This window comes from Cellulomonas endophytica (assembly GCF_004123805.1).
Classification (GTDB): Bacteria; Actinomycetota; Actinomycetes; order Actinomycetales; family Cellulomonadaceae; genus Cellulomonas; species Cellulomonas endophytica.
Genome location: NZ_RWJX01000017.1, coordinates 16,950 through 37,939, shown reverse-complemented (window position 1 = coordinate 37,939; position 20,990 = coordinate 16,950). Strand labels below are relative to the sequence as shown.

Genomic DNA, 20,990 nt, shown 5'->3' with positions numbered 1-20,990 from the left:
CCGAGGGGCGGCCGTCGCCAGACAAGCACGGGAGGACCGCCGCCGCGCGTCGAGCCGCGACCCCCGGATGTGACGAGCGTCCCACCTCGCGGCGGACCCGATTGCCGCCCCCGGAGGCCGCTGGTACGAACGGCGCGTGCCCACCGCCGCGACCCCCGCACCCGCCGCCGCCCCCCACCCCGCCGCCGCGCCCGTGGCCGTCCCCGTCGTCGGGACGCTCGGCGAGCGCTTCGACGCGGTGCGGCGGATCGCGGTGCTGCGCGGCGGCGGCCTGGGCGACGTGCTCTTCGCGGTGCCGGCGATGGAGGCCCTCGCCGCTGCCTACCCGGAGGCGGAGGTGACGCTCCTCGGCACGCCGATGCACGTCGCCCTCTTCGCCGACCGGCCCGGGCCCGTGCACCGCGTGGAGGTGCTGCCCGTCGCCCCGGGCCTGCGCGAGGCGGCGGGGCAGACGCCCGACCCGGCGGCGTCCGAGGCGTTCGTCGACGCCATGCGGGCCCGGCGCTTCGACCTCGCGGTCCAGGTGCACGGCGGGGGCCGCAACTCCAACCCGTTCCTGCTGCGCCTGGGGGCCCGGCACACCGTGGGCCTCGCGACCCCGGACGCGCCCCCCCTCGAGCGCACGGTGCCGTACCTGTACTACCAGCACGAGGTGCACCGCGGGCTGGAGGTCGCGGCGCTCGCGGGCGCCCCGGTCGTCGCGCTGGAGCCGCGCTTCGCGGTCCGGGACGACGAGCGCGGCGCCGCGGCGGCCCACCGCCGCCCCGGGGCCGACCGCCTGCTCGTGATCCACCCCGGGGCCACCGACCCCCGCCGCCGCTGGCCGGCGGAGCGCTTCGGCGCGGTGGCGTGCGCGCTCGCGGCCGAGGGGGTGCAGGTGCTCGTCGTCGGGGACGCCACGGACGTCCCCGCGGCGGAGACGATCCTCGCCGTCGCCGACGAGACGCTCGACGGCCCGGCGCGGGGCCTCGTGGGATCGCTCGCCGACCGCCTGACGCTGTCCGGGCTCGCCGGCGTCCTGGCGTCCGCGGACGCCGTGCTCGCGAACGACAGCGGTCCCCGCCACCTCGCCCAGGCCATCGGGACCCCGACGGTCGGCCTCTTCTGGTTCGGCAACGCCGTCAACGCGGCGCCGTTCTCCCGCGCCCGGCACCGGTTGCACATGTCCTTCACCACGCACTGCCCGGTCTGCGGCAGCGACGTGACGCAGGTGGGCTGGACGTCGGTGCGCTGCGAGCACGACCCGTCGTTCGTCGCGGGGATCGGGCTCGACGAGGTGCTCGGCGACGTGCGGGACCTGCTCGGCACGGGCGCGGCCCGCAGCGAGGTGACGCTGCCCGCGCGGGCGGACGGGACGGCGACGGCCACCCGGTAACCTGGACCGCCGTGGCAGCCACCGACTTCCCCGCCGAGATCCGCGCCCTGCGCGCCACCCTCGAGACCATCCGCGCGGTGAGCGACCCCGCGGCCCTCCGGGACAAGATCGAGCGCCTGTCCGCCGAGGCCTCCGCTCCCGACCTGTGGGACGACCCCGAGAAGGCGCAGGGCGTCACCAGCGCGCTGTCGGCGGCGCAGTCCGAGCTCGAGCGCACCTCGCGCCTGGGCCACCGGATCGACGACCTGGAGACGCTGCTCGAGCTCGCCGCCGAGGAGGACGACGCGGACTCCCTGGCCGAGGCCGAGACCGAGCTCGCAGCCATCCGCAAGGACATGGGCGAGCTCGAGGTGCGCACGCTGCTGGCGGGGGAGTACGACCAGCGCGACGCGGTCGTGACGATCCGCGCCGGCGCCGGCGGGGTCGACGCCGCCGACTTCGCCGAGATGCTCCTGCGGATGTACCTGCGCTGGGCCGAGCGCCACGGCTACCCGACGAAGGTCATGGACACGTCCTACGCGGAGGAGGCCGGGCTGAAGTCGGCGACCTTCGAGGTCAAGGCGCCCTACGCCTACGGCACGCTGTCCGTCGAGGCGGGCACCCACCGCCTCGTGCGCATCTCGCCCTTCGACAACCAGGGCCGCCGCCAGACGTCCTTCGCCGCCGTCGAGGTCATCCCGCTCATCGAGCAGACGGACCACGTCGAGGTCCCCGAGACCGACATCCGCATCGACGTGTTCCGCTCGTCGGGCCCGGGCGGGCAGTCCGTCAACACCACGGACTCCGCCGTCCGCATCACCCACCTGCCCACCGGCATCGTCGTGTCGATGCAGGACGAGAAGTCGCAGATCCAGAACCGCGCCGCCGCCATGCGCGTCCTGCAGTCCCGCCTGCTGCTGCAGCGCCAGAGCGAGGAGAACGCGAAGAAGAAGGAGCTGGCGGGCGACGTGAAGGCGAGCTGGGGCGACCAGATGCGCTCCTACGTCCTCCAGCCGTACCAGATGGTCAAGGACCTGCGCACGGAGCACGAGGTCGGCAACCCGGCCGCGGTCTTCGACGGCGACATCGACGGCTTCATCGAGTCCGGCATCCGCTGGCGCCGCGGCCAGGTCCCCGCGGCCTGACGCCCCGGGGCGGGAGAGGTCGGCCGGGCGCACAGGGCACGTCCAGGCTCGGCGCCGGCGCGGCGTGTCGGCGCCCGTGTCCCGGAGGCGTCTGCCTAGCCTCGATCGACCACCCGTGCGGCACCGGCGAGGACCCGGCGTGCCCAGGGTCGGGCACGACCAGCAGCAGCGACCGCCCCCGACAGGACTGGCAGGACCGTGATCCGATTCGAGAACGTCACGAAGGTCTACGACCGCGGCGCCCGCCCGGCCCTGGACCGCGTGACCCTCGACGTCGAGCGCGGCGAGTTCGTGTTCCTCGTGGGCGCGTCGGGCTCCGGCAAGTCGACGTTCCTGCGGCTCGTGCTGCGCGAGGAGCGGGCGAGCGCGGGCAAGGTGTTCGTCGCCGGCAAGGAGCTCGGGACCCTCTCGTCGTGGAAGGTGCCCGGGCTGCGCCGGCAGATCGGGACCGTGTTCCAGGACTTCCGCCTGCTGCCGAACAAGACGGTGTTCGAGAACGTCGCGTTCGCGCTGCAGGTCATCGGCAAGCCGCGCCACCACATCCTCACCACCGTGCCGGACGTGCTCGAGGTCGTCGGGCTGGCCGGCAAGGAGAAGCGCAAGCCGGGGGAGCTGTCCGGCGGCGAGCAGCAGCGCGTCGCCATCGCGCGGGCCTTCGTCAACCGGCCGCCGATCCTGCTGTGCGACGAGCCGACGGGGAACCTCGACCCCACGACCTCCCTGGGCATCATGCGGCTGCTCGACCGGATCAACCGCACCGGCACCACGGTGGTCATGGCCACCCACGACGACGAGATCGTCGACCAGATGCGCAAGCGTGTCGTCGAGCTGTCCGGCGGGGAGCTGGTCCGCGACCAGTCCCGCGGCGTGTACGGCTCGGACCGCTGAGCGGCCGACGAGAGCGAGGCGAGGGGCACCGTGCGACTGCAGTTCATCCTCAGCGAGATCGGCATCGGCCTGCGCCGGAACCTGTCGATGACGATCTCGGTCGTCCTCGTGACCTTCGTGTCCCTGACCTTCGTCGGCGCCGCCGGCCTGCTGCAGATGCAGATCTCGAAGATGAAGGACCAGTGGTACGACCGCGTGGAGGTGTCGGTCTTCCTCTGCCCGGCCACGTCGTCGGAGCCCACGTGCGCGTCGGGCGAGGTGACGGAGGACCAGCTCGCGGAGGTCCGGTCCGCGCTGGAGGGGCCCGAGGCGGGCCCGTACGTCGACGAGGTCTTCTACGAGTCCCAGGAGGAGGCCTACGCGTCCTTCCAGGACCAGTTCGACGACCAGTTCTGGGCGTCGGTGGTGACCGTCGACGACATGAACGCCTCGCTGCGCATCAAGCTCACGGACCCCTCGCGCTACGACGTGGTGGCGGACGTCGTGGCGGGCCGGCAGGGCGTCGAGACGGTGGAGAACCAGCGGCGCCTCTTCGACCAGGTGTTCCTCGTGCTCAACCGCGCCACCCTGCTGGCCGGGGGCCTGGCCGCGGTGATGCTGCTCGCGGCGGTCCTGCTCATCACCACGACCATCCGGCTGTCGGCCTTGAGCCGGCGCCGCGAGACGGGGATCATGCGTCTGGTCGGGGCCTCCACCTTCTTCATCCAGCTGCCGTTCATGCTGGAGGGCGCCATCGCCGCCACCGTGGGCGCCGGTCTGGCGGTGGCGGGGCTCTGGTTCGGCGTGGAGAACGTCGTGCAGGAGTGGCTCGGCGGGACCGTCACGTGGATCCCGTTCGTCGGGGCCGACGAGGTGTGGTCCATCGCGCCGCTGCTCGTCGGCGTCGCCATCCTGCTGGCGGCGATCTCCTCGATCGTCACCCTGAGCCGCTACACGAAGGTCTGACATGCGCCGCACCGCCCCCCGCCGCCCCGGCCGCCCGTCCGGCCCCACGGCGACGGGCCGGCGCCCCGGCGTGCGCGGCCGGGCGGCGGCCGCCCTCGTCGCCGCGCTCGCCGTCACCGGGGCCCTCGTCGTGCCGCCCGCGCTGGCCGACGAGCTCGACGACCGCCGTGCCGCCGCGGAGAGGCGCGCGGAGGAGAACGCCGCCGCGCGCGAGGCGACGGAGGCCTCGCTCGAGGGGCTGAGCGGCGCCCTGGAGCAGGCGACGGCCGAGCTCGCCGCCGTGCAGGGGCAGATCCCCGCCGCGGAGCAGGCGCTCGCCGCGGCCCAGGCCGCCCTCGACGCGGCGCAGCGCGAGGCCGGCCTCATCGCCGACCGGCTGCGCGCCGCGGAGGACGAGGAGGTCGGCATCGGCGCCCGGATCACCGAGGGCGACGCCCGCACGGCCGAGCTGCGGCGGGCCATCGGCGAGCTCGCTCGGCAGGCCTACCGCACGGGCACGACGAGCACGAGCCTCGAGGTGGTGCTCGGCGCGACGAGCGTGGAGGACTTCGCCGAGCGGTACGGGCTGGCGGCGACCGCGCTGCGCACGCAGAGCCAGGTGCTCGAGCAGCTGACGGCGGCGCAGTCCGCCAACCGGTCCGCGCAGGCCCGGCTCGCCGCGGTGCGCGAGCGGATCGTCGAGCTCAAGGCGGAGGCCGACGCGAAGGTCGTCGAGGCGGACCGGGCCCGCGCCGCGGCGGCGGCCGCGAAGGCCGAGCTCGACCGGCTGCTGGCCGAGCAGCAGGCGAAGCAGGCGGCCCTGGAGGCCCAGCGCGGCGACCTCGAGCGCCAGCTCGCCGAGCAGGCGGCGCAGGAGGCGGCCCTGCAGTCCGAGCTGTCGGCGATCATCGCGGAGCAGCGCGCCCGCCAGCCCGCCTCGGCGCCCCCGCCCTCGGGCTCGGTCAGCGGTGCGCTGTTCGGGAACCCGACGAGCATCGTCCCGATGTACGTCACGTCGAACTTCGGCATGCGCCTGCACCCGATCCTCGGCTACACGCGCCTGCACGCCGGCATCGACCTGCGCACGTACTGCAGCACGCCCCTCTACGCCGGCCGCGACGGGACCGTGCAGTGGGCGCGGGCGCGGTCGGGGTTCGGCAACCAGGTGATGCTCGACCACGGGTTCGTCGACGGGAACTCCCTCATGTCCAGCTACAACCACATGACGCGGTTCGTCGTGGGGGCGGGGGAGCGCGTGAGCAAGGGTCAGCTCATCGGCTACTCGGGCAACACGGGCACGTCCGCCGCCTGCCACCTGCACTTCGAGGTGTACGTCAACGGCAACGTCACCAACCCGCGGCCCCTGCTCGGCCTCTGAACCGGTGCGCCCGCTGCGCCCTGGGCGATATCGCACGGACGTGCGGGCGGCCGGACGGTAGGGTCGTCCGTCGGCCCGGTCGGGCCGGAGGGGGCCGTCACGCAGGGCACGGCGCTCGACGAGGACGCACGACGACGCACGACGAGGGGCAGGAGGCACGCGGTGGCGAAGGAGCAGGGACGCAAGCTCGTCGCCGCGAACCGCAAGGCCCGGCACGACTACACGATCGAGGACGTCTTCGAGGCCGGGGTCATGCTCACCGGCACGGAGGTCAAGGCGCTGCGCGCCGGGCGGGCGTCCCTCGTCGACGGGTGGTGCGAGGTCGACGGCGGCGAGGCCTGGCTGCACGGGGTCCACATCCCCGAGTACTCGCAGGGCACGTGGACCAACCACGCGCCGCGGCGCAAGCGCAAGCTGCTCCTGCACCGGCACGAGATCGAGTCCCTCGCGCAGGACACGCGCGAGAAGGGCCAGACGATCGTGCCCCTGTCGCTGTACTTCCTCGACGGGCGTGCGAAGGTCGAGATCGCGGTCGCCCGCGGCAAGAAGGACTGGGACAAGCGGCAGGCCCTGCGCGAGCGGCAGGACAACCTCGAGGCCCAGCGGGCGATCCGCGAGAAGCGCGACCGCTGACCCCGCCGCCCGGGTGGGGCGACGAGGAGCCGCACCACGCCGGGTCGTGCACCGGCGGCGCGGACGCCGTCAGCGCAGGGCGAGGATGTCCGCCAGGTCGTACCGGACGGGCTCGTCGAGCTGGTCGTAGGTGCACGAGCGCGGGTCGCGGTCGGGGCGCCACCGGCGGAACTGCGCCGTGTGCCGGAACCGGTCGCCCTCCATGTGGTCGTACGCGACCTCGACGACGAGCTCGGGCCGCAGCGGCACGAAGGACAGGTCCTTCGTGGCGTTCCACCGGCTGACCGCGCCCGGCATCCGCTTCTCCCCGTGGGCGCTCTGGTCCGCCCAGTCGCCCCAGGGGTGCTCCCCGAGCGCGACGTCCCGGTACGGCTCGAGCTCCTCCATGAGCGTGCGGCGGCGGGCCATGGGGAACGACGCGGCCACCCCGACGTGCTGCAGCCGGCCGTCGGCGGTCCAGATGCCCAGCAGGAGGGACCCGACGAGGTCCGCGCCGGTCTTGTGGGGGCGCAGCCCGGCGACGACGCAGTCGGCGGTCCGTTCGTGCTTGATCTTGAACATCGTGCGCTTGTCGGGCTGGTAGGTCCCGTCCAGGGGCTTGGCGACGACCCCGTCGAGCCCGGCGCCCTCGAACTGCTCGAACCACCGCCGCGCCTCGGCGGGGTCGGCGGTGGCCGGGGTCAGGTGCACGGGCGGGCGCACCCCGGCGAGGGCCTCCTCGAGCCGGCGGCGCCGCTCGGAGAAGGGCCTGCCGGTGAGGTCCTCGTCGCCCAGCGCCAGCAGGTCGAACGCGACGAAGGACGCCGGGGTGCTGCCGGCGAGGAGGCGGACGCGGCTCGCCGCGGGGTGGATGCGCTGCTGGAGCGCCTCGAAGTCGAGCCGGTCCCCCGTCACCACCACGATCTCCCCGTCGACGACGCACCGCGGCGGCAGGTGCTCCCGCACCGCCTCCACGACCTCGGGGAAGTAGCGCGTCATGGGCTTCTCGTTGCGGCTGCCGAGCTCCACCTCGTCGCCGTCGCGGAAGACGATGGTCCGGAAGCCGTCCCACTTGGGCTCGACGTGGCCCGTCGGGGGGATGTCCTTCACCGACTTCGCCAGCATCGGCGAGACCGGGGGCATGACGGGCAGGTCCATGGGCCCATCCTGGCCTGCGGGGTGCCGACGCGCAGGTGGTGCGCGCCGGGCGCTCAGGCCTCGGGGTTCGACGCCCGCTGCGCCGCGTGCGACAGGCCGGTCATCTCGGTCCCGGCGGCGGGGGACGCCTCGAACAGGGCCCACACGTGCTTGGCGCGGTCGCCCTCGCGGTACCAGCCCACACCCTGGGACACCCGCTGGGCGAGGATGAGGCCGAAGCCGCCCTCGCCGGGGGCCCGGTCCCCCGCGATGCGCGGCTCCGCGTGGGGCGCCTGGTCGACGACGTCGACCGCGAACCGCCGGCCGTCGCTGAGGAGCCGGACGAGGGTCGGCGGACGGCCGTGGCGCAGCGCGTTCGTCGCGAGCTCGCTCGCCACCAGGACGGCCTTCTCGGGGACCTCCCCGATCCCGCGACGGGGCGGCAGGTCGGCACCGGTCAGGGCACGGTGCAGCGCGGCGCGCAGACGCGCCAGGTCCTCCGTGGCCTCGATCGTCCACCGCTCGACCTCCACGAAGGAGTCCGGCAGCTGGGCGAGGTTCACCGTGGCTCCCACTGTTGGTGTCGCTGTCCTGGTCGAGGCCCGTCCAGGGCCGGTCCGACCGTCGTCGGGGAGGCCACGCCGCGGGCAGGGCCGCGATCGAGACCTGGCGTCGGTTCTGGGCGCCGGGCTCCACCGTACGCACCGGCACGGCGCCGCGCGCGCGGGGGCCCGCGGTCGACCGCGCCGGGCCGCCGGCGGCGGTCGTCCGGGTCACGCCCGTCGCCCGGACGGCTGCACAGGGAGCGCCCAGGCCCGGCCCAGCCCGCGTCCCGGGGCCGGGTGTGGTCTTGGCCCAGCACCCCGGACGGACCACGACGAGGAGAACGACCGTGCAGCACGACGACACCCCCCAGCCCCTCCCCACGACGACCCCGACCGTGCCCACGACGCCGCCGCCCCTCCCGCCGGGCGACGGTGCGACGCCCGTCCCGCCGGTGGAGACGCCCGTCCCGCCCGTGCCGATGCCGGCCCCGCTGGGCCCGGCCGTGCCCACCGCCGAGGCCGTGGCAGGCCGCTCCCGGCGCCGGCAGGCCGGCGGGCTGGCGGCGGCGCTCGTCGTCGGCCTGACGGTCGGCGGCGCCGGGACCGCCGTCGCCCTGGACGTCGTGACCGGCTCGACGGCGACGGTGCAGGGCACCGCCGTCGCGACGGCCACGGACGACGGCACGACCGCGGACGGCGCGACGGACGGCCTCGTGCCGTCGATCGGCGGAGACGCCACGGACGGGAGCGCCGGCGGGAGCACGGACGGCAGCACGGGCGGGAGCACGGACGGCTCCGTGGTCGTGCCGGGCCTGCCGGGCGCCTCTCGGGGCCGCGGCGTGCCGTCGGACGGCCTCGGCACGACGACGCAGACGACGACGGCACCGACCGCGGCCCAGACGACCGGGGTGGTGACGATCGTCAGCACGCTGGGGTACTCCGGCGGGCGGTCGGCCGGCACGGGCATGGTGCTCTCCTCGGACGGCCTCGTCCTGACGAACAACCACGTGGTCGAGGGCTCGACCTCCGTCGAGGTGACGGTCGAGTCCACGGGCGAGACGTACACCGCGACGGTCGTCGGCACGGACGCGGCGCACGACGTGGCGGTCCTGCAGCTGGAGGGGGCGAGCGGGCTCGCCACCGTGGCGCTCGACGACGACGGCGGCGTGGCCCCGGGTGACACGGTGACCGCCGTCGGCAACGCGGAGGGGACGGGCGACCTCGTCGCCGCGGAGGGCACCGTGACGGCGACGGAGCGGACGATCACCACCTCGGGCGACGGCGTCACCGCGGGGGAGACCCTGGACGGGCTCGTCGAGTTCGAGGCGGCGGTCGTGTCCGGCGACTCGGGCGGCCCCGTGCTCGACGCCGAGGGAGAGGTCGTCGGGATCACCACCGCGGCCTCCAGCGGTGCCCCGACGACGGTGGCGTACGCGATCGACGTCGTCGACGCCCTCGCGATCGTCCGCCAGATCGAGGAGGGCGACGCGTCCGGCTCCGTGACGATCGGGTTGCCCGCCTTCCTCGGCGTGCAGGTGGCGACCGACGGCACCGCCACCGGGCCGGCCGGGGGCGGCGCGACGGTCGCGGGCGTCGTCGAGGGTGCCCCCGCAGCGGCCGCCGGGCTGGCGGCAGGGGACACCATCACCTCCGTCGGCGGGGTCGCCGTGTCCTCGGCGCAGGAGCTGACGGACGCGCTGGCCGGCTTCGCGCCGGGCGACGAGGTCGAGGTCGTCTGGACCCAGGCCACCACCGGCGCCTCGCAGGCGGCGACGATCACGCTGGCCGAGGGTCCGGCGGCCTGACCGGCCCCGGCGCCCGGGAATGGGGCGGACGGCGTCCGGGTTGGAGGGGTAGTCTGAGGACGCCGGCCACCTGAGCACCACGGCCGGAGCTTGACAACTGCACAGGGGGTGATCGGTTTCGACGGTGATCGTCGATCCAGGAGAAGCGGGCCGAGAACGCACGGTCAACTCGTTAATGTCCCGCGCAAACCCATAGGTGCCGATTCCAAGCGCACCGACTTCACCCTCGCCGCCTGAGCGAGGCCTTGAAGTCCGTCAGCCCGAGCTAGCTCCCGTCTCGGTCACTGGCGTCATCTAGGGAGCCACTGCTCGCAGCCATCGTCGGTGTGGCTGCGGGGACTCTCAGCCGACTGGGCCTGTTCACGACTCGTCTGCGTGATCGTGAGGGCCGAGAAAATCGCAGCAGACTGCGCCCGGAGAAGCCCTGGTTCCTCGTCATCGGACGCGGGTTCGATTCCCGCCACCTCCACCCCTGTGACCTGCGACAACGCAGGTCGTGTTGACAAGACGGTAGCCACTCGTTGACGCGGGTGGCTACCTTCTTGTGCATGGCCTCGGTGCGGGAGCGGCGTCGCAGCGACGGCACGCGGTCCTACGCGGTGCTGTGGCGCGACCCGGACACCGGACGCCAGACCTCCCTCACGTACGACGACCGCAACGACGCCGTCGTCGCCCAGCAGCTCATCGAGGCGGCCGGCGGCCACGCCGTCGAGGCCGCCCGGATCGCCGACGCCGTGCGTCACCGCGGCCCCACCGTCGACGACGTCGTCACCGAGCACATCGACCTGCTGACGTCCGTGGGTGCCGACACCCGGTCCCACTACCGCCGCCAGCTCGCGGCCCACATCTCCCCGGTACTCGGCCCGCACCCGGTCTCGTCCATCGGCTACCGGCACATCGCCTCCTGGGTGCGCTCCATGTCCGCGCGCGGGTACGCGCCGAAGACGATCGCGAACGTCCACGGCCTCTTCTCGGCGGCGATGTCGACGGCCGTCCGGCTCGGCTACCGGTCGGACAACCCCTGCGCGCGCGTCGAGCTGCCCAAGTCGCAGGCCACCCACGACGAGATGACGGTCCTGACGCAGGCGGAGTTCGCCCTCCTGCTCTCCCACGTCCCGTCGCACTACCAGCCTCTGGTGCTGCTGCTGATCGCGACCGGCCTCCGGTGGGGAGAGGCGACGGCGCTGACCGCCGGCGACCTCGACCTCTCGGCGCGGCCCGCGACGGTCCGCGTGACGAAGGCCTGGAAGCGGGACGAGAACCGGCGCTGGTACGTCGGCCCACCGAAGACGAAGCGGGCGCGGCGCACCGTCTCCCTCCCGGACGAGCTCGTCGACGTCCTGCTCCCGCTGGTGGCGACCAAGGCGCCCGACGAGCTGCTCTTCACCAACACCGTCGGCAACCAGCTCTCGTCCTCGCGCTTCTGGACGACGACGTGGACGCCGGCGCTCGACGCAGCGGCCGCCCCCCGCCGCGCCGACGGCACCGAGGACCCTGATGCGGCGCGCCTCACGAAGCGCCCGCGCGTGCACGACCTCCGACACACCCACGCCTCGTGGATGATCGCCGCCGGCACGGACCTCTTCGTGCTCCAGCGTCGCCTCGGCCACGAGTCGATCAAGACGACCACGGAGACGTACGCGCACCTCTTGCCCGACCAGCAGCTGGCCGCTGCCGCCGCGGCAGGACGGGCGATGAGCGGCATCGCGCTCGGATCGGAAGCGCTGCGCTCGTCATCCTCGGCTCAGTGACGCGCCGTTTCGCCCTCACGCGGGCGATGACGGCGTCTCGTGCCTCACGTGGCGCGATGACGACCCGATGACGGGGGAGTGCAACACGCGTACCGGCGCTGGTCGGAGGCCCGCGCCCAGCGACGCCGAGCCGGCTCGAGGGCTCGACGCAAGTACGCGTCCTTGCGTCGCGCGTGGCTCCGTCGTCATAGCCGGCTCTGGGTCCTGATGATCGCCGTGGCCGTCGCACTGACGACCGCTCTCGGTCTCGTCATGCTCCTCGTCCCCGGGGACCAGGCGTTCACCGTCGGCGTGTGCGCGGGTGCGATGCTCGCGAGCATCATCTGCCTGCGCGCGTCGCCGCCCGTCGGCATCGCCAGCTGGGAGCAAGGCGCCTACGGCGAGGAGGCGACCGCCAAGGTGCTCCGCGGGCTCGAGCGCGAGGGGTGGACCGTCCTGCACGACCTCGCGAACGGCTCGGTCAACTTCGACCACGTCGTCCTCGGGCCCGGCGGGGTCTACTGCCTCAACTCGAAGTGGTCGAGCTACCGCCTCGAGCTGACGGCGGAGGGTGGCCTCGTCGGCCGGCACGCGTACGACGACGCGTTGACCCTCAACGTCTCGACGATCGTCCGCCGCGCGAGGGCCGAGGCCGCTGCGCTGTCGGCTCAGATCAGCGAGCGCTGCGGACGGCGCGTGTGGGTGGACCCGGTCGTGGTGTGGTGGGGAGACGTCGAGCAGGGCGGCCGGACGGTCGACGGCGTCGGCGTCGTCCAGGGCAAGCTGCTCGCCGACCGGCTGCGCGCCCAGCGGCGCAGGCCCGTCCGCGACCTCGAGGAGATCGCGGAGGTGTTGCGGCCGGGCCGCCACGCGCGAGCGAGCGGCGCACCCGTTCAGCAGAGCGGGGGATCGCCGGCGACGTGCGGCCGTTGCTCATGAGCGCGCAAGGACCGGACCGTCGCGCCCAGCGCCCGGAGGTCGGCCGACGCGCTCGGGGCCGCCTGCGGCTCCGCGGGACGGCCCTCGACGGTCGCCAGACGGATGAGGGCGTCGACGTGCTCGGGGAGAAGCCGGATCCGGCCGCGGCCGAACCGGAGGTGCGGGATGCGCCCGCGCCGTGCCTGCTCCCGCACCCACCACGAGGAGATGCCGAGCGTCTCGGCGACCTCCTCGGGTGTCACGGCGCTGTACTCGACGGCCATCGTCACCCTCCCTCCGTCTCCGGCATCACATCGCTACACCCGTCGGCTGAAGGTTGGATCCTGCCGTCGCGGTGGACAGCCCGGCCTCAGTCGTCGCCTGTGGTCGCCCTGCCGTAACGCTGCCGAGCGGCCTGCCGGCTCACGCCCAACACGCGACCGAGCTCAGCCCAGCTCCTACCCTCCCCGTGCACGGCGGCCACCGCCGCCGCCAGCTCCGCTTCCCGTTCCTGCGCGGCGAGCCGAGCGTGCCGGCAGCGGTCCAGAGCCGTGAAGAGCCGAGCCTCTGCATTGCTCACCACGACGGTCGGGGCCTTCTGCGCGACGGGCGGCTGCACCACCGGCATCCGCCGTGCGGCGAGGGCGTCCTCGACCAGCGTCAGCAGCGCGGAGCCGGTGGCTGTGTCGTCGACGGCCCGTCGGCTCGCAGCTGCACGGCGCGCCCGCTCGCGCCGGACAAGATCTCGTCGTCCCAAGGGCGCCTCCTCCCTACCTGGAACTCTTGTGGGCGTCCCTCACGCAACATGAGGACGGTCGCGCGGTGCCGTGCCGGCGCATCGACCGCGCATGAGGCGGTCGGCCTCGCGCCCTGTGGTGGCCGCGCGCGCAGGGTGTCGTTACCGACTACGGCAACTTCACCGCGAAATCCGCAGGCCCGACGAGAAGGATTGCGTAGGCGCACGCATGGTGGTTTGCGCTAGGCAGCAGGGGTCGTCAGCCGCGCACCGTGCGATGCCCTCCGTGCGCGTGCCGTTCGCCGCGACGAGCATCGAGCGGCCGTCAGCTCGACGCTCCGCGTCATCGACAACCAGCGTTGACAAGAGGGGCTGACTCTTCTGGCACCACGAGGCAACGCGAGTTGTCGCGTCACTGCTGACGCTGCACGCGAGGGTCCTCGTCGGGTGGTGAGGAAGCACCAGCTGGGGAGTCAGGGCCAGTTTCAGAAATCGCGACGGCGCTACTCTTGTGTCAACCGGGCTGGTCGGAGCGCTGACCGTCGCCGTGGCGGAGGCCGCCGAGGAGCTGGCCACCCGCTCGCCCGGAGGGCGGCTGCGGAACCCGCTGCTCGGGGTGCTGGACGAGGCCGCCAACGTGTGCCGGTGGCGTGAGCTGCCGAACCTGTACTCCCATTACCGGTCCCGCGGGATCGTGCTGATGACGATCCTGCAGTCCTGGTCCCAGGGCTTGGAGGTCTGGGGCGAGCACGCATGAAGAAGCTGTGGTCCGCGTCCAACGTGCGCACCTACGGCGGCGGGTCCTCTGACACCGGGTTCCTCGAGGACCTGTCGCGCACCATCGGCGACTATGACCGCGCCACCGCCTCGGTTCCTACCGGGGCCGGCAGACGCACCGTCTCCCAGCAGCTGCACCGCGAACGGATCATGGACGTGGCCGACCTCGCCGCCCTGCCCCGCGGACGCGCCGTGGTGTTCGCCTCGGGCTCGCGCCCCACGCTGATCGCCACCCAACCGTGGTCCACCGGCCGTCACGCGGAAGCCGTGAAGGCCTCGATCGCCCGGCACGACCCGCAGCCGGAGACGACCCTGGCCGCGGCGCAGGCCGCCACGGCCGAGTCCCACGCGCTCGAGCGTGCGGATGCCGTGCGGTGAGCCAGCCCGCGTACGAGCCCTACGACGACGCGCTCGACGAGGACCTGGACCTCGACGACGTCACCCTGGCCGAGGGGGTCGTCGACCACTCGGCGCTGCGGGCGGTCCGAACCAAGCGCGCCGATTCGGCGCTGCCGGTGTACGGGTCGGTCGACGAGTTTGTGCGCGAGTGGCTGCGGTACGTCTACCGCCGACCCGTCGGCCACCGCCTGCGCTGGGCCGCCGACTGGTGGAACTACGACGAAGCCGTCAACCGGCTGACCGTCATGTGGCGCTCCTGGGAGGCCCTACGCCAAGACCCCGGGGTCGGCATGAGCCACTGGTACCGCGACCACGCCGACTACCACATGGCCATCCTGCTCAGCCCCGACGGACCCTTCGCCGGCTCTAACGGCGACCAGCACACCAACAACCGCGGCGACCCACTGCCGTACACCGCCCCACCAGACGGCATGTTCCCTGACGAGCGACAGCTCTGATCCGCACGTGGCCAACGCGCATGATGTGCAGCAGCTGGGCGCACGCCGACTGTGTCGCGAAGGCGCGTGAGCGAGCATCACCCTCGGCACGTCCGACGACACGACCGGTGCCGCTCCTTCGCGTGCCGTCCATCGCTTCATGAAGTTTTGATGAAGGTGTGCGCGCAGGACGGTCTCCAGGATGGCCACTAGCAGCGGAAACAGGGGCCGCATCCCTCCAAGCGCCGCAGCGGTGCGGCCGCGCGTACCTGACGAGGGCAGGCGTTCCTCTACTCTCGGCTCGCCCGGTGACCGCCGGGTGGCTGCGGGCGGACGCCGAGTCCTGCCATCGCCCCAGTCACCACGAACCGATCTGGCAGGAGTGGGGGAACCACCGTTCGCGGGCACCATTCGGTGTCCTTGGGGTGAAGCCGGCGTGGACGCCGGCCGGGCAGCTCTCGCCCGAACCCGACAGCTCACCTCACAGGCGCCGGGAGAGTTCCTCATGGCACAGCCCTGCGCTGCCCGTCACCGTCTCGAAGGTCCACCGACCACCCCCCTGTCGCCCATGACCGTGGTGGTGCTGGACCGGTTGCCGCGAGTGGGGCAGCGCGCCGGTGCAGTCGCGGCTTCCTGCGGTCTGACGGTCTCGATCCTGGCCGCGCCTGCCGCTGCCGCTCCCTCCGGGGCCGGTACCGAGATGTACGGCGCCGTGGACACCACGGCGCTCGTCGTCTCCGCGCGCCAGGTCATGGCGGCCGCCCCGCTCGTGACCGCGCCAGCGGAGGCGACGTGGACCTTCGACGCTCCCGCGGTCACGGCTGTGACTCCGCCGCCGCCGCCGCCCGAGCCAGTGGTCGAGGAGCCCGAGCCCGAGCCCGAGCTGCAGGAGACCCTGGAGCCTTCGTCCGCGGAGGAGCCGGCTCCTGAGGCCGCGGCCGAGGATGTACCGGCGCCAGAAGAGCCGACCGTCACCGAGGCGGTAGGGGCGCCGGCCCCCGCCAGCGCCAACGGCAGCGCCGTCGTCGAGATCGCCGCAGGGTTGGTCGGCGTCCCCTACGTGTGGGGTGGGACCACTCCGGCGGGCTTCGACTGCTCCGGCTTCACCTCCTACGTCTACGCGCAGATCGGTGTCTCGCTGCCGCGGACCTCGTCGGCTCAGCGCGGCGCGGGAACGGTGGTCCCGCGTGAGCAGGCACAGCCCGGCGACCTGATCTGGACACCGGGGCACATCGCAATCTTCGCTGGCGGGAACCTGCAGGTGGACGCTCCCGTGCCGGGCAAGACCATCCAGATTCGGGAGATCTGGCAGGCAAATCCCACCTTCATTCGAGTGGGCTAGAGCGTGGCTGTGCGGGACCGACCCGGGTCCCGCACAGCCACGCTGCGCCTGAGTTCGATCCCGTCCGACCCCGTGTCGGTGGTCCATCGCTCGACAGACGATCACCCTGCCAGCCCTCAGCGCGCTCGTCCTGCGTATGCACGTCCGACGAACTTCGGGTGTCATGAAGGTCTGATGAAGACCTGCCGTTGCGCCACCTCCGGGCTCAGGCGGGGCGCTGAGCGGCCGAGAATCACGATGTGATTGCCGCGATCTCGTCCTGGCGCCGGTCCGTCCTCGGCTTGGGGATCGCCGGCGCTCTGATCGTGCTCGTCGGCTGCTCGGGGCCTGGTGTACGACCGGCGACCGGCGCTGCGCCTTCAGAGACGGCCCGGTCGGGTGAGCTCGGCGCTCACGTTCACGGTGCGGGCTTCAACCCTGCTGACTCAACCCTGTACGTCGCCACTCACGAAGGTCTGCTGCGCTACACCGAGGATGGGCCGTCGAGGGTGGGACCGGCGATGGACCTCATGGGCTTCGTCGTCGCCGGGCCGGACCACTTCTACGCCTCCGGTCATCCAGGGCCCGGCCAGGACCTACCGGACCCGGTGGGCCTGCTGGAGTCCACGGATGGTGGACGGACGTGGACACCTCTGGCTCGCACTGGAGCCAGTGACTTCCACGCGCTGGCGGTCACCAGCACGGGCATTCATGGCTACGACGGAGCGGACCTGCTCAGCAGCCCGGACGGCGGAACGACGTGGACGTCGACGAAGCCGCCTGTGCCGATCTTCGCCATGGCAGGCGCGAACGACGGCCAGGTTCTGCTCGCCACCAGCTCGCAAGGGCTTGCGCGCGCGACGGATTCCGGGCTCAGTTGGCAGCAGGACCCCGACGCCCCGTTGCTCCAGCTGGTGCACTTCACCACTGCTCAGCTTGTCGTGGGAGTTGGGCCGGACGGGGTGATCTACCTCAGCCGCGATGCCGGCACCAGCTGGGCTGAAGCCGGCGAGGCAGCCCCGGCACCAGAAGCCCTGGCCTCTTGGCTCATGCCGGACGGTCAGGTGCAGGTCGTCGTCGTCGCGGACGGGCGGGTGCTGCTGTCGGCGGACTCGGGGCTGACCTTCACCTCGTAGTCGACGGAGGCGCGCGTGTCGCCTCCCGTTTCGTCTTCGGTGGGTTCTGGCGCGCTGTTGCATCGACGGTGGCGGGACCTGGTAAGTGACGTGGCGGATCAATGCCTTCTGTGGGGGCGCTGTGACGCCGAGGACCGAGAGACCACCATCAATGTTCGCGTCGTTTATGAGAGAGGTCAGTTGATGTCGGACCAGCGCATCGTGGAAAATCCGAGCAAGGCCAAGATCGGTCAGCGATCGAGTCCTGAGCCGGCCGAGGCGGCCACGCCCGTCAGCAAGGCGAAGGGCAAGGGGCGCCGGCCGCTGGTGCTGGTACTGGTGGCGGTGCTGGTCCTGGGCGCGGGGGCGGCGTACTGGTTCGTGCTGGGCCCTGGCTCTTCTCAAACGCCCGCCACCCAGGCGACCGAGCAGGTCGAGCCAGAAGTCGAGCTGGGGATCGTTCAGGCCGTGGATCCGATCAGCATCAATCTCGCGGACGGTCACTACTTGCGGTTGGGCCTGGGGCTCCAGCTGTCCGCCGAGGTGGCCGAGGACCTCGAGCCCGCGAAGGCGTTGGACAGGGCCATCGGCCTGTTCTCGATGCGGAGCCTGGCGGAGGCGGGCTCGGCCGAGGGACGCGAGGCGCTCAAGGCCGAGTTGGCCACGCAGCTGAAGGAGGCGTACGAGGGCGAAGTGGTGGACGTGTACTTCACCACCTACGTCACCCAGTAGCGCCCTCCCGCGCCGGACCGTGAATGGGCCTCTCCGAAGTGGTCGCACAACCGGGTCCGTCGGCGGGGCGGGCTCGCGCCTACCCGGCCGGTTGCCGCGGCGCCTCGGCTGCGGTCTCCACTCCCGCCGACCGGCGGTCGTCCGCGACTCCAGAGACCGTGCGCTCGTCCCAGTTCACCTGGAGGGCTTGGATCGAGCCCCAGTCCGCACGCGCATCGGCGGGATGCACTCGTACGGGATAGCCGAGGGCCGTCATCTCGGTACGGAGCCGTTCTGATTCCAGCCGCAGGACGCCGTCCGCGAGGATGAATCGGTCGGTGCGCACCGCTTCGTCCAGGCTCACGCGCTGCAACGCCCACAACATGATCACCTGTGCGGTGGTGTTGGGGATCTGGCGACCCCCAGGGGTGCCGATCACGAGCGCCGGACGGCCACGGTCATCGAGCAGCATGGACGGGCTGCTCCAGGTGACCGACCGTCGTCCCGGCAGCGGTGGGTTGTTCGCTCCCTGGGCACCGATGTCCTGGAAACGCTCGAGTTGGTCGTTCATGAAGAACCCGGCCACGTACTGACCAGAGCCCCAGTAGTTGGTGATCGTGTTCGTCATGGAGACAGCCATGCCGTTGGCATCCACGACCGAGATGTGAGTCGTGTTCGGCGCCCCGTCGTAGGACTGCCCGGTCTCCTGGAACACCGCGGGCGGCAGATCCCGGGCTAGAGCAGCATTGGCAGCAGGATCGGTGAGGGCCTCGGTGGGGACCTGCACGAAGGCGGGGTCGCCGAACTGGCTCTGCACGGAGCGCTCCGCGACCTGCCACGCGCGCGACTGCAGGTCGACGAATTCGGCAGATCCCGCGGGAACCCTCCCGATGCCGGCGGCCTCCGCGATCTGCACCATCTGGATGATGGCCGCCCCTGGAAGGGCAGGGGATGCCGATATCATCGTGTAGTCGCCGACTCGCCCGCGTGGCGGCTCAGAGGCCTGCACGGTGTAGGCGGCCAGGCTGGACGCATCGACGCCCTCGACCCCCACCACGGTCTGCGCCAGTTCTCCGGTGTAGAAGCTCCGAGGACCTTGCTCTGCTAGAGCGGCCATCGTCGTGGCCAGCTCTTGCTGTACGAGAAGGTCGCCCTCCTGCAGCGGTGCCCCGTCGGCGTTGCGGAACTGCGGGAGAGCACCGGTGACGCGCTGACCCAAGGAGCTGTTGATCGTGCGCGCCAGGTACCTCGAGACCGGCGCGCCCGTGCGTGCCAGATCGATCGCGGGCTGCAGGAGAGCGGCCCACGGCAGCGTGGCGTACTCACGGTGCAGCTCGTCCAGACCGGCGACGAACCCAGGGATGCCGGTCCCGCTCGGCGGCACCACGCCTGCAGCGTTGACCACCTCGCGGTAGTCGTAGCTCCGCGCTTGCCCGTCGGCGACGACCAGTGCGGCCCCGCCACCGCCGATCCCCGATGACGCCGGCTGCATGACCGAATCTGCGAAGGCGGTTGCGATCGCTGCATCGACGGCGTTGCCACCGGCTTCCAGGATCTGCATGCCGGCACGTGTGGCCGAGGGATGGCCGGAGTTGACCCCGAAGGCGCCCAAGGACGTCGACGGCGACGGCGACGGCGACGGCGCTGGGGGAGAGCTGGCGGTGCCCGCCGAAGGTGCTCGGGGTGAGCTGGCCGTCGGCGCCGGGTCGTCCGTGCATCCAGTGAGGACCACGGTCAGGCCGACGGCGACGGCTACGGCCTTGCTGGCCCACCGACGCGGGGTCGCCGACCGAACAGGGGAGGGCGAGGTGCTGTTCACGGGTGCTGGTCCTTGATCTGTGCTTCGGGAAGGGGGACAGGAGCAGCCGGGACCCTCGTCCTCGCGGCGCCGGTGAGGAAGGACGCCCGCAGCACCCACTCCAACGGCCCGATGCTCGCTGTCGCGCGCCACAGGACTGCCACGACGAGGCAGCCGGTGACGAGTGCAGCGCTCAGGAGCGCACCGGTGGCGATGGTGATGTCTTCAGGCGGACGCAGCATCGCCAGGACCAGCACGTGCAGCACGTAGAGGGTCAGGGCCATTTGCCCTGCCATGACCAGCGGGCGCGCCCAGCGTCCTACCAGAGGCCACCAGCGCAGCAGCACTGCGACGGTGAACAGCGCACCGCCGACGCTGCCGATGAGCCACAGGGGCATCTGACCGTGGGCCGTACCGGTCAGCAGCCGCCAGTACCCCTGGTCGGCTCGTTCGCCGAGCAGAGCGCGGCTCAGCTGGCTGGCTCCTTGGGCGAGCACCGCCAGCGCACCGCCCCACGCGATCAGGCGACGGACCGTCGTAACCCGGGTGTGGTCGAGGTGCCCGGCCCACATGCCGACCAGGAACGGCACAGCCCAGGTCACCAGCGGGTAGCGGCCGGACAGCAGCAGCGCGTGCGCGATCTCCGGCCACGGGTCACCCAGCCGGGCCGGGGGGCCCAGATGCTGCCCGACGTCGTCGAGGCCGTGACTGATGAACAGGACCGGGCCGACGACGGCGAGCACGGCAGCGGCGCCCAGCAAGACCGGCGGGGGCAGGAACTGCAGCACCAGCACGGAGATGAACAGGACCCCGTACACGGGCAGGATCACCCCGACGTCCTCCGTGGTGCGTTGCAGCAGCAACCCTCCGATCAGCAGGACGGCTGCGCGCCAGATCAACGCTCGCCATCGGCCATTGGGGGTGCGGCGCGCGCGGACGAAGAAGGCCATGCCGATCCCAGCGATGACGACGAAGAGCACGGAAGCCCGGCCGTAGGGCAGCAGGTACAGCCGTTGCCAGAGGCCCTCCACGGACAAGGGCCCGACGTTGACGACGACCATCCCGACGAGGGCCAGACCTCGCGCGGCATCGATGGCGAGCAGTCGTCCGGGGGAGGCCGGTGCCGGCGCGGCTTCAGCAGCGTTTGACGTCGGGGATGAGCGCGGTGAGCCTGGCGCCTCCACCGTCGGTGACTGGTCGTCGCGGGGTGTGTGGTCCCGCCGTCGCGACGGACGCATCAGGGACCTCTTCTGACAGGAA

Annotated in this window: 19 protein-coding genes, 1 other RNA gene, 1 pseudogene and 1 riboswitch; of the genes and pseudogenes, 15 read left to right on the top strand and 6 right to left on the bottom strand. The window is 72.5% G+C overall.

What is annotated here, in order from left to right; all coding sequences use genetic code 11:
• Positions 1-136: 136 nt before the first annotated feature.
• The 6 genes from EJA20_RS07305 to smpB all read left to right on the top strand — a co-directional run bounded on the left by EJA20_RS07305 (position 137) and on the right by smpB (position 6,322).
• Positions 137-1,375, top strand: a complete 1,239-nt coding sequence (locus tag EJA20_RS07305) for a glycosyltransferase family 9 protein (protein ID WP_338068807.1) — start codon at positions 137-139, stop codon at positions 1,373-1,375.
• A gap of 11 nt (positions 1,376-1,386) precedes the next feature.
• Positions 1,387-2,499 (top strand): peptide chain release factor 2, encoded by a 1,113-nt coding sequence (gene prfB, locus EJA20_RS07300; protein WP_129337499.1) that lies wholly within the window; start codon positions 1,387-1,389, stop codon positions 2,497-2,499.
• A 198-nt stretch (positions 2,500-2,697) separates the two neighbouring features.
• Positions 2,698-3,387 carry a cell division ATP-binding protein FtsE gene (ftsE, locus tag EJA20_RS07295; protein WP_129337498.1) on the top strand — a complete coding sequence of 230 codons (690 nt, stop codon included), beginning with the start codon at positions 2,698-2,700 and terminating at the stop codon, positions 3,385-3,387.
• A 30-nt stretch (positions 3,388-3,417) separates the two neighbouring features.
• Positions 3,418-4,332, top strand: coding sequence for a permease-like cell division protein FtsX (gene ftsX / locus EJA20_RS07290; protein WP_129337497.1), 915 nt, complete (start codon positions 3,418-3,420; stop codon positions 4,330-4,332).
• A 1-nt stretch (position 4,333) separates the two neighbouring features.
• Positions 4,334-5,689, top strand: coding sequence for a peptidoglycan DD-metalloendopeptidase family protein (locus EJA20_RS07285; RefSeq protein ID WP_129337496.1), 1,356 nt, complete (start codon positions 4,334-4,336; stop codon positions 5,687-5,689).
• Positions 5,690-5,851: 162 nt separating this feature from the next.
• Positions 5,852-6,322, top strand: a complete 471-nt coding sequence (smpB, locus tag EJA20_RS07280; protein WP_129337495.1) for an SsrA-binding protein SmpB — start codon at positions 5,852-5,854, stop codon at positions 6,320-6,322.
• A 69-nt stretch (positions 6,323-6,391) separates the two neighbouring features.
• Here smpB and EJA20_RS07275 read toward each other — a convergent pair whose 3' ends face one another.
• Together EJA20_RS07275 and EJA20_RS07270 are read right to left on the bottom strand one after the other, a co-directional pair.
• Entirely contained in the window at positions 6,392-7,459 is a 1,068-nt protein-coding gene (locus EJA20_RS07275; protein WP_129337494.1) for an ATP-dependent DNA ligase, read from the bottom strand.
• 53 nt (positions 7,460-7,512) lie between these two features.
• On the bottom strand, positions 7,513-8,001 hold the full coding sequence (locus EJA20_RS07270) for an ATP-binding protein (RefSeq protein WP_205687407.1): 489 nt from the start codon (positions 7,999-8,001) through the stop codon (positions 7,513-7,515).
• 329 nt (positions 8,002-8,330) lie between these two features.
• Here EJA20_RS07270 and EJA20_RS07265 point away from each other — a divergent pair, with 329 nt between their 5' ends.
• From EJA20_RS07265 to EJA20_RS07250, 4 genes are all read left to right on the top strand, one after another.
• Positions 8,331-9,788, top strand: a complete 1,458-nt coding sequence (locus tag EJA20_RS07265) for a S1C family serine protease (protein ID WP_129337493.1) — start codon at positions 8,331-8,333, stop codon at positions 9,786-9,788.
• Between the two features lie 104 nt (positions 9,789-9,892).
• Positions 9,893-10,260, top strand: a transfer-messenger RNA (tmRNA) gene (ssrA, locus tag EJA20_RS07260).
• A gap of 76 nt (positions 10,261-10,336) precedes the next feature.
• Positions 10,337-11,539 carry a tyrosine-type recombinase/integrase gene (locus tag EJA20_RS07255; protein ID WP_129337492.1) on the top strand — a complete coding sequence of 401 codons (1,203 nt, stop codon included), beginning with the start codon at positions 10,337-10,339 and terminating at the stop codon, positions 11,537-11,539.
• Positions 11,540-11,755: 216 nt separating this feature from the next.
• On the top strand, positions 11,756-12,457 hold the full coding sequence (locus EJA20_RS07250) for a nuclease-related domain-containing protein (RefSeq protein ID WP_164983873.1): 702 nt from the start codon (positions 11,756-11,758) through the stop codon (positions 12,455-12,457).
• On the opposite strand, the gene EJA20_RS07245 is transcribed toward EJA20_RS07250, so the two are convergent.
• Entirely contained in the window at positions 12,412-12,720 is a 309-nt protein-coding gene (locus EJA20_RS07245; RefSeq protein ID WP_129337528.1) for a helix-turn-helix domain-containing protein, read from the bottom strand. The two genes, EJA20_RS07250 and EJA20_RS07245, sit on opposite strands and share 46 nt — an antisense overlap.
• Before the next feature lie 86 nt (positions 12,721-12,806).
• Positions 12,807-13,193 carry a hypothetical protein gene (locus tag EJA20_RS07240; protein ID WP_129337490.1) on the bottom strand — a complete coding sequence of 129 codons (387 nt, stop codon included), beginning with the start codon at positions 13,191-13,193 and terminating at the stop codon, positions 12,807-12,809.
• A 490-nt stretch (positions 13,194-13,683) separates the two neighbouring features.
• On the opposite strand from EJA20_RS07240, the pseudogene EJA20_RS19915 reads away from it, so the two are divergent.
• The 5 genes and pseudogenes from EJA20_RS19915 to EJA20_RS07215 all read left to right on the top strand — a co-directional run bounded on the left by EJA20_RS19915 (position 13,684) and on the right by EJA20_RS07215 (position 17,953).
• A pseudogene (locus EJA20_RS19915) lies at positions 13,684-14,327 on the top strand (type IV secretory system conjugative DNA transfer family protein).
• Positions 14,324-14,806 carry a DUF4913 domain-containing protein gene (locus EJA20_RS07230; protein WP_129337489.1) on the top strand — a complete coding sequence of 161 codons (483 nt, stop codon included), beginning with the start codon at positions 14,324-14,326 and terminating at the stop codon, positions 14,804-14,806. Before EJA20_RS19915 ends, EJA20_RS07230 begins: the two are co-directional and overlap by 4 nt.
• Before the next feature lie 319 nt (positions 14,807-15,125).
• A riboswitch (cyclic di-AMP (ydaO/yuaA leader) is annotated at positions 15,126-15,289 on the top strand.
• A 64-nt stretch (positions 15,290-15,353) separates the two neighbouring features.
• On the top strand, positions 15,354-16,127 hold the full coding sequence (locus EJA20_RS07225; protein ID WP_240675165.1) for a C40 family peptidase: 774 nt from the start codon (positions 15,354-15,356) through the stop codon (positions 16,125-16,127).
• Between the two features lie 239 nt (positions 16,128-16,366).
• The gene (locus EJA20_RS07220) at positions 16,367-17,242 is read left to right on the top strand and encodes a F510_1955 family glycosylhydrolase (RefSeq protein ID WP_240675163.1); all 876 of its coding nucleotides are present in this window, start codon (positions 16,367-16,369) and stop codon (positions 17,240-17,242) included.
• A gap of 183 nt (positions 17,243-17,425) precedes the next feature.
• A complete protein-coding gene (locus EJA20_RS07215) occupies positions 17,426-17,953 on the top strand; it encodes a flagellar basal body-associated FliL family protein (RefSeq protein WP_129337487.1) in 528 nt (175 codons plus the stop codon).
• A 79-nt stretch (positions 17,954-18,032) separates the two neighbouring features.
• On the opposite strand, the gene EJA20_RS07210 is transcribed toward EJA20_RS07215, so the two are convergent.
• Entirely contained in the window at positions 18,033-19,493 is a 1,461-nt protein-coding gene (locus EJA20_RS07210; RefSeq protein WP_129337486.1) for a gamma-glutamyltransferase, read from the bottom strand.
• A 254-nt stretch (positions 19,494-19,747) separates the two neighbouring features.
• A complete protein-coding gene (locus tag EJA20_RS07205; protein WP_129337485.1) occupies positions 19,748-20,968 on the bottom strand; it encodes a DUF418 domain-containing protein in 1,221 nt (406 codons plus the stop codon).
• Positions 20,969-20,990 lie beyond the last annotated feature (22 nt).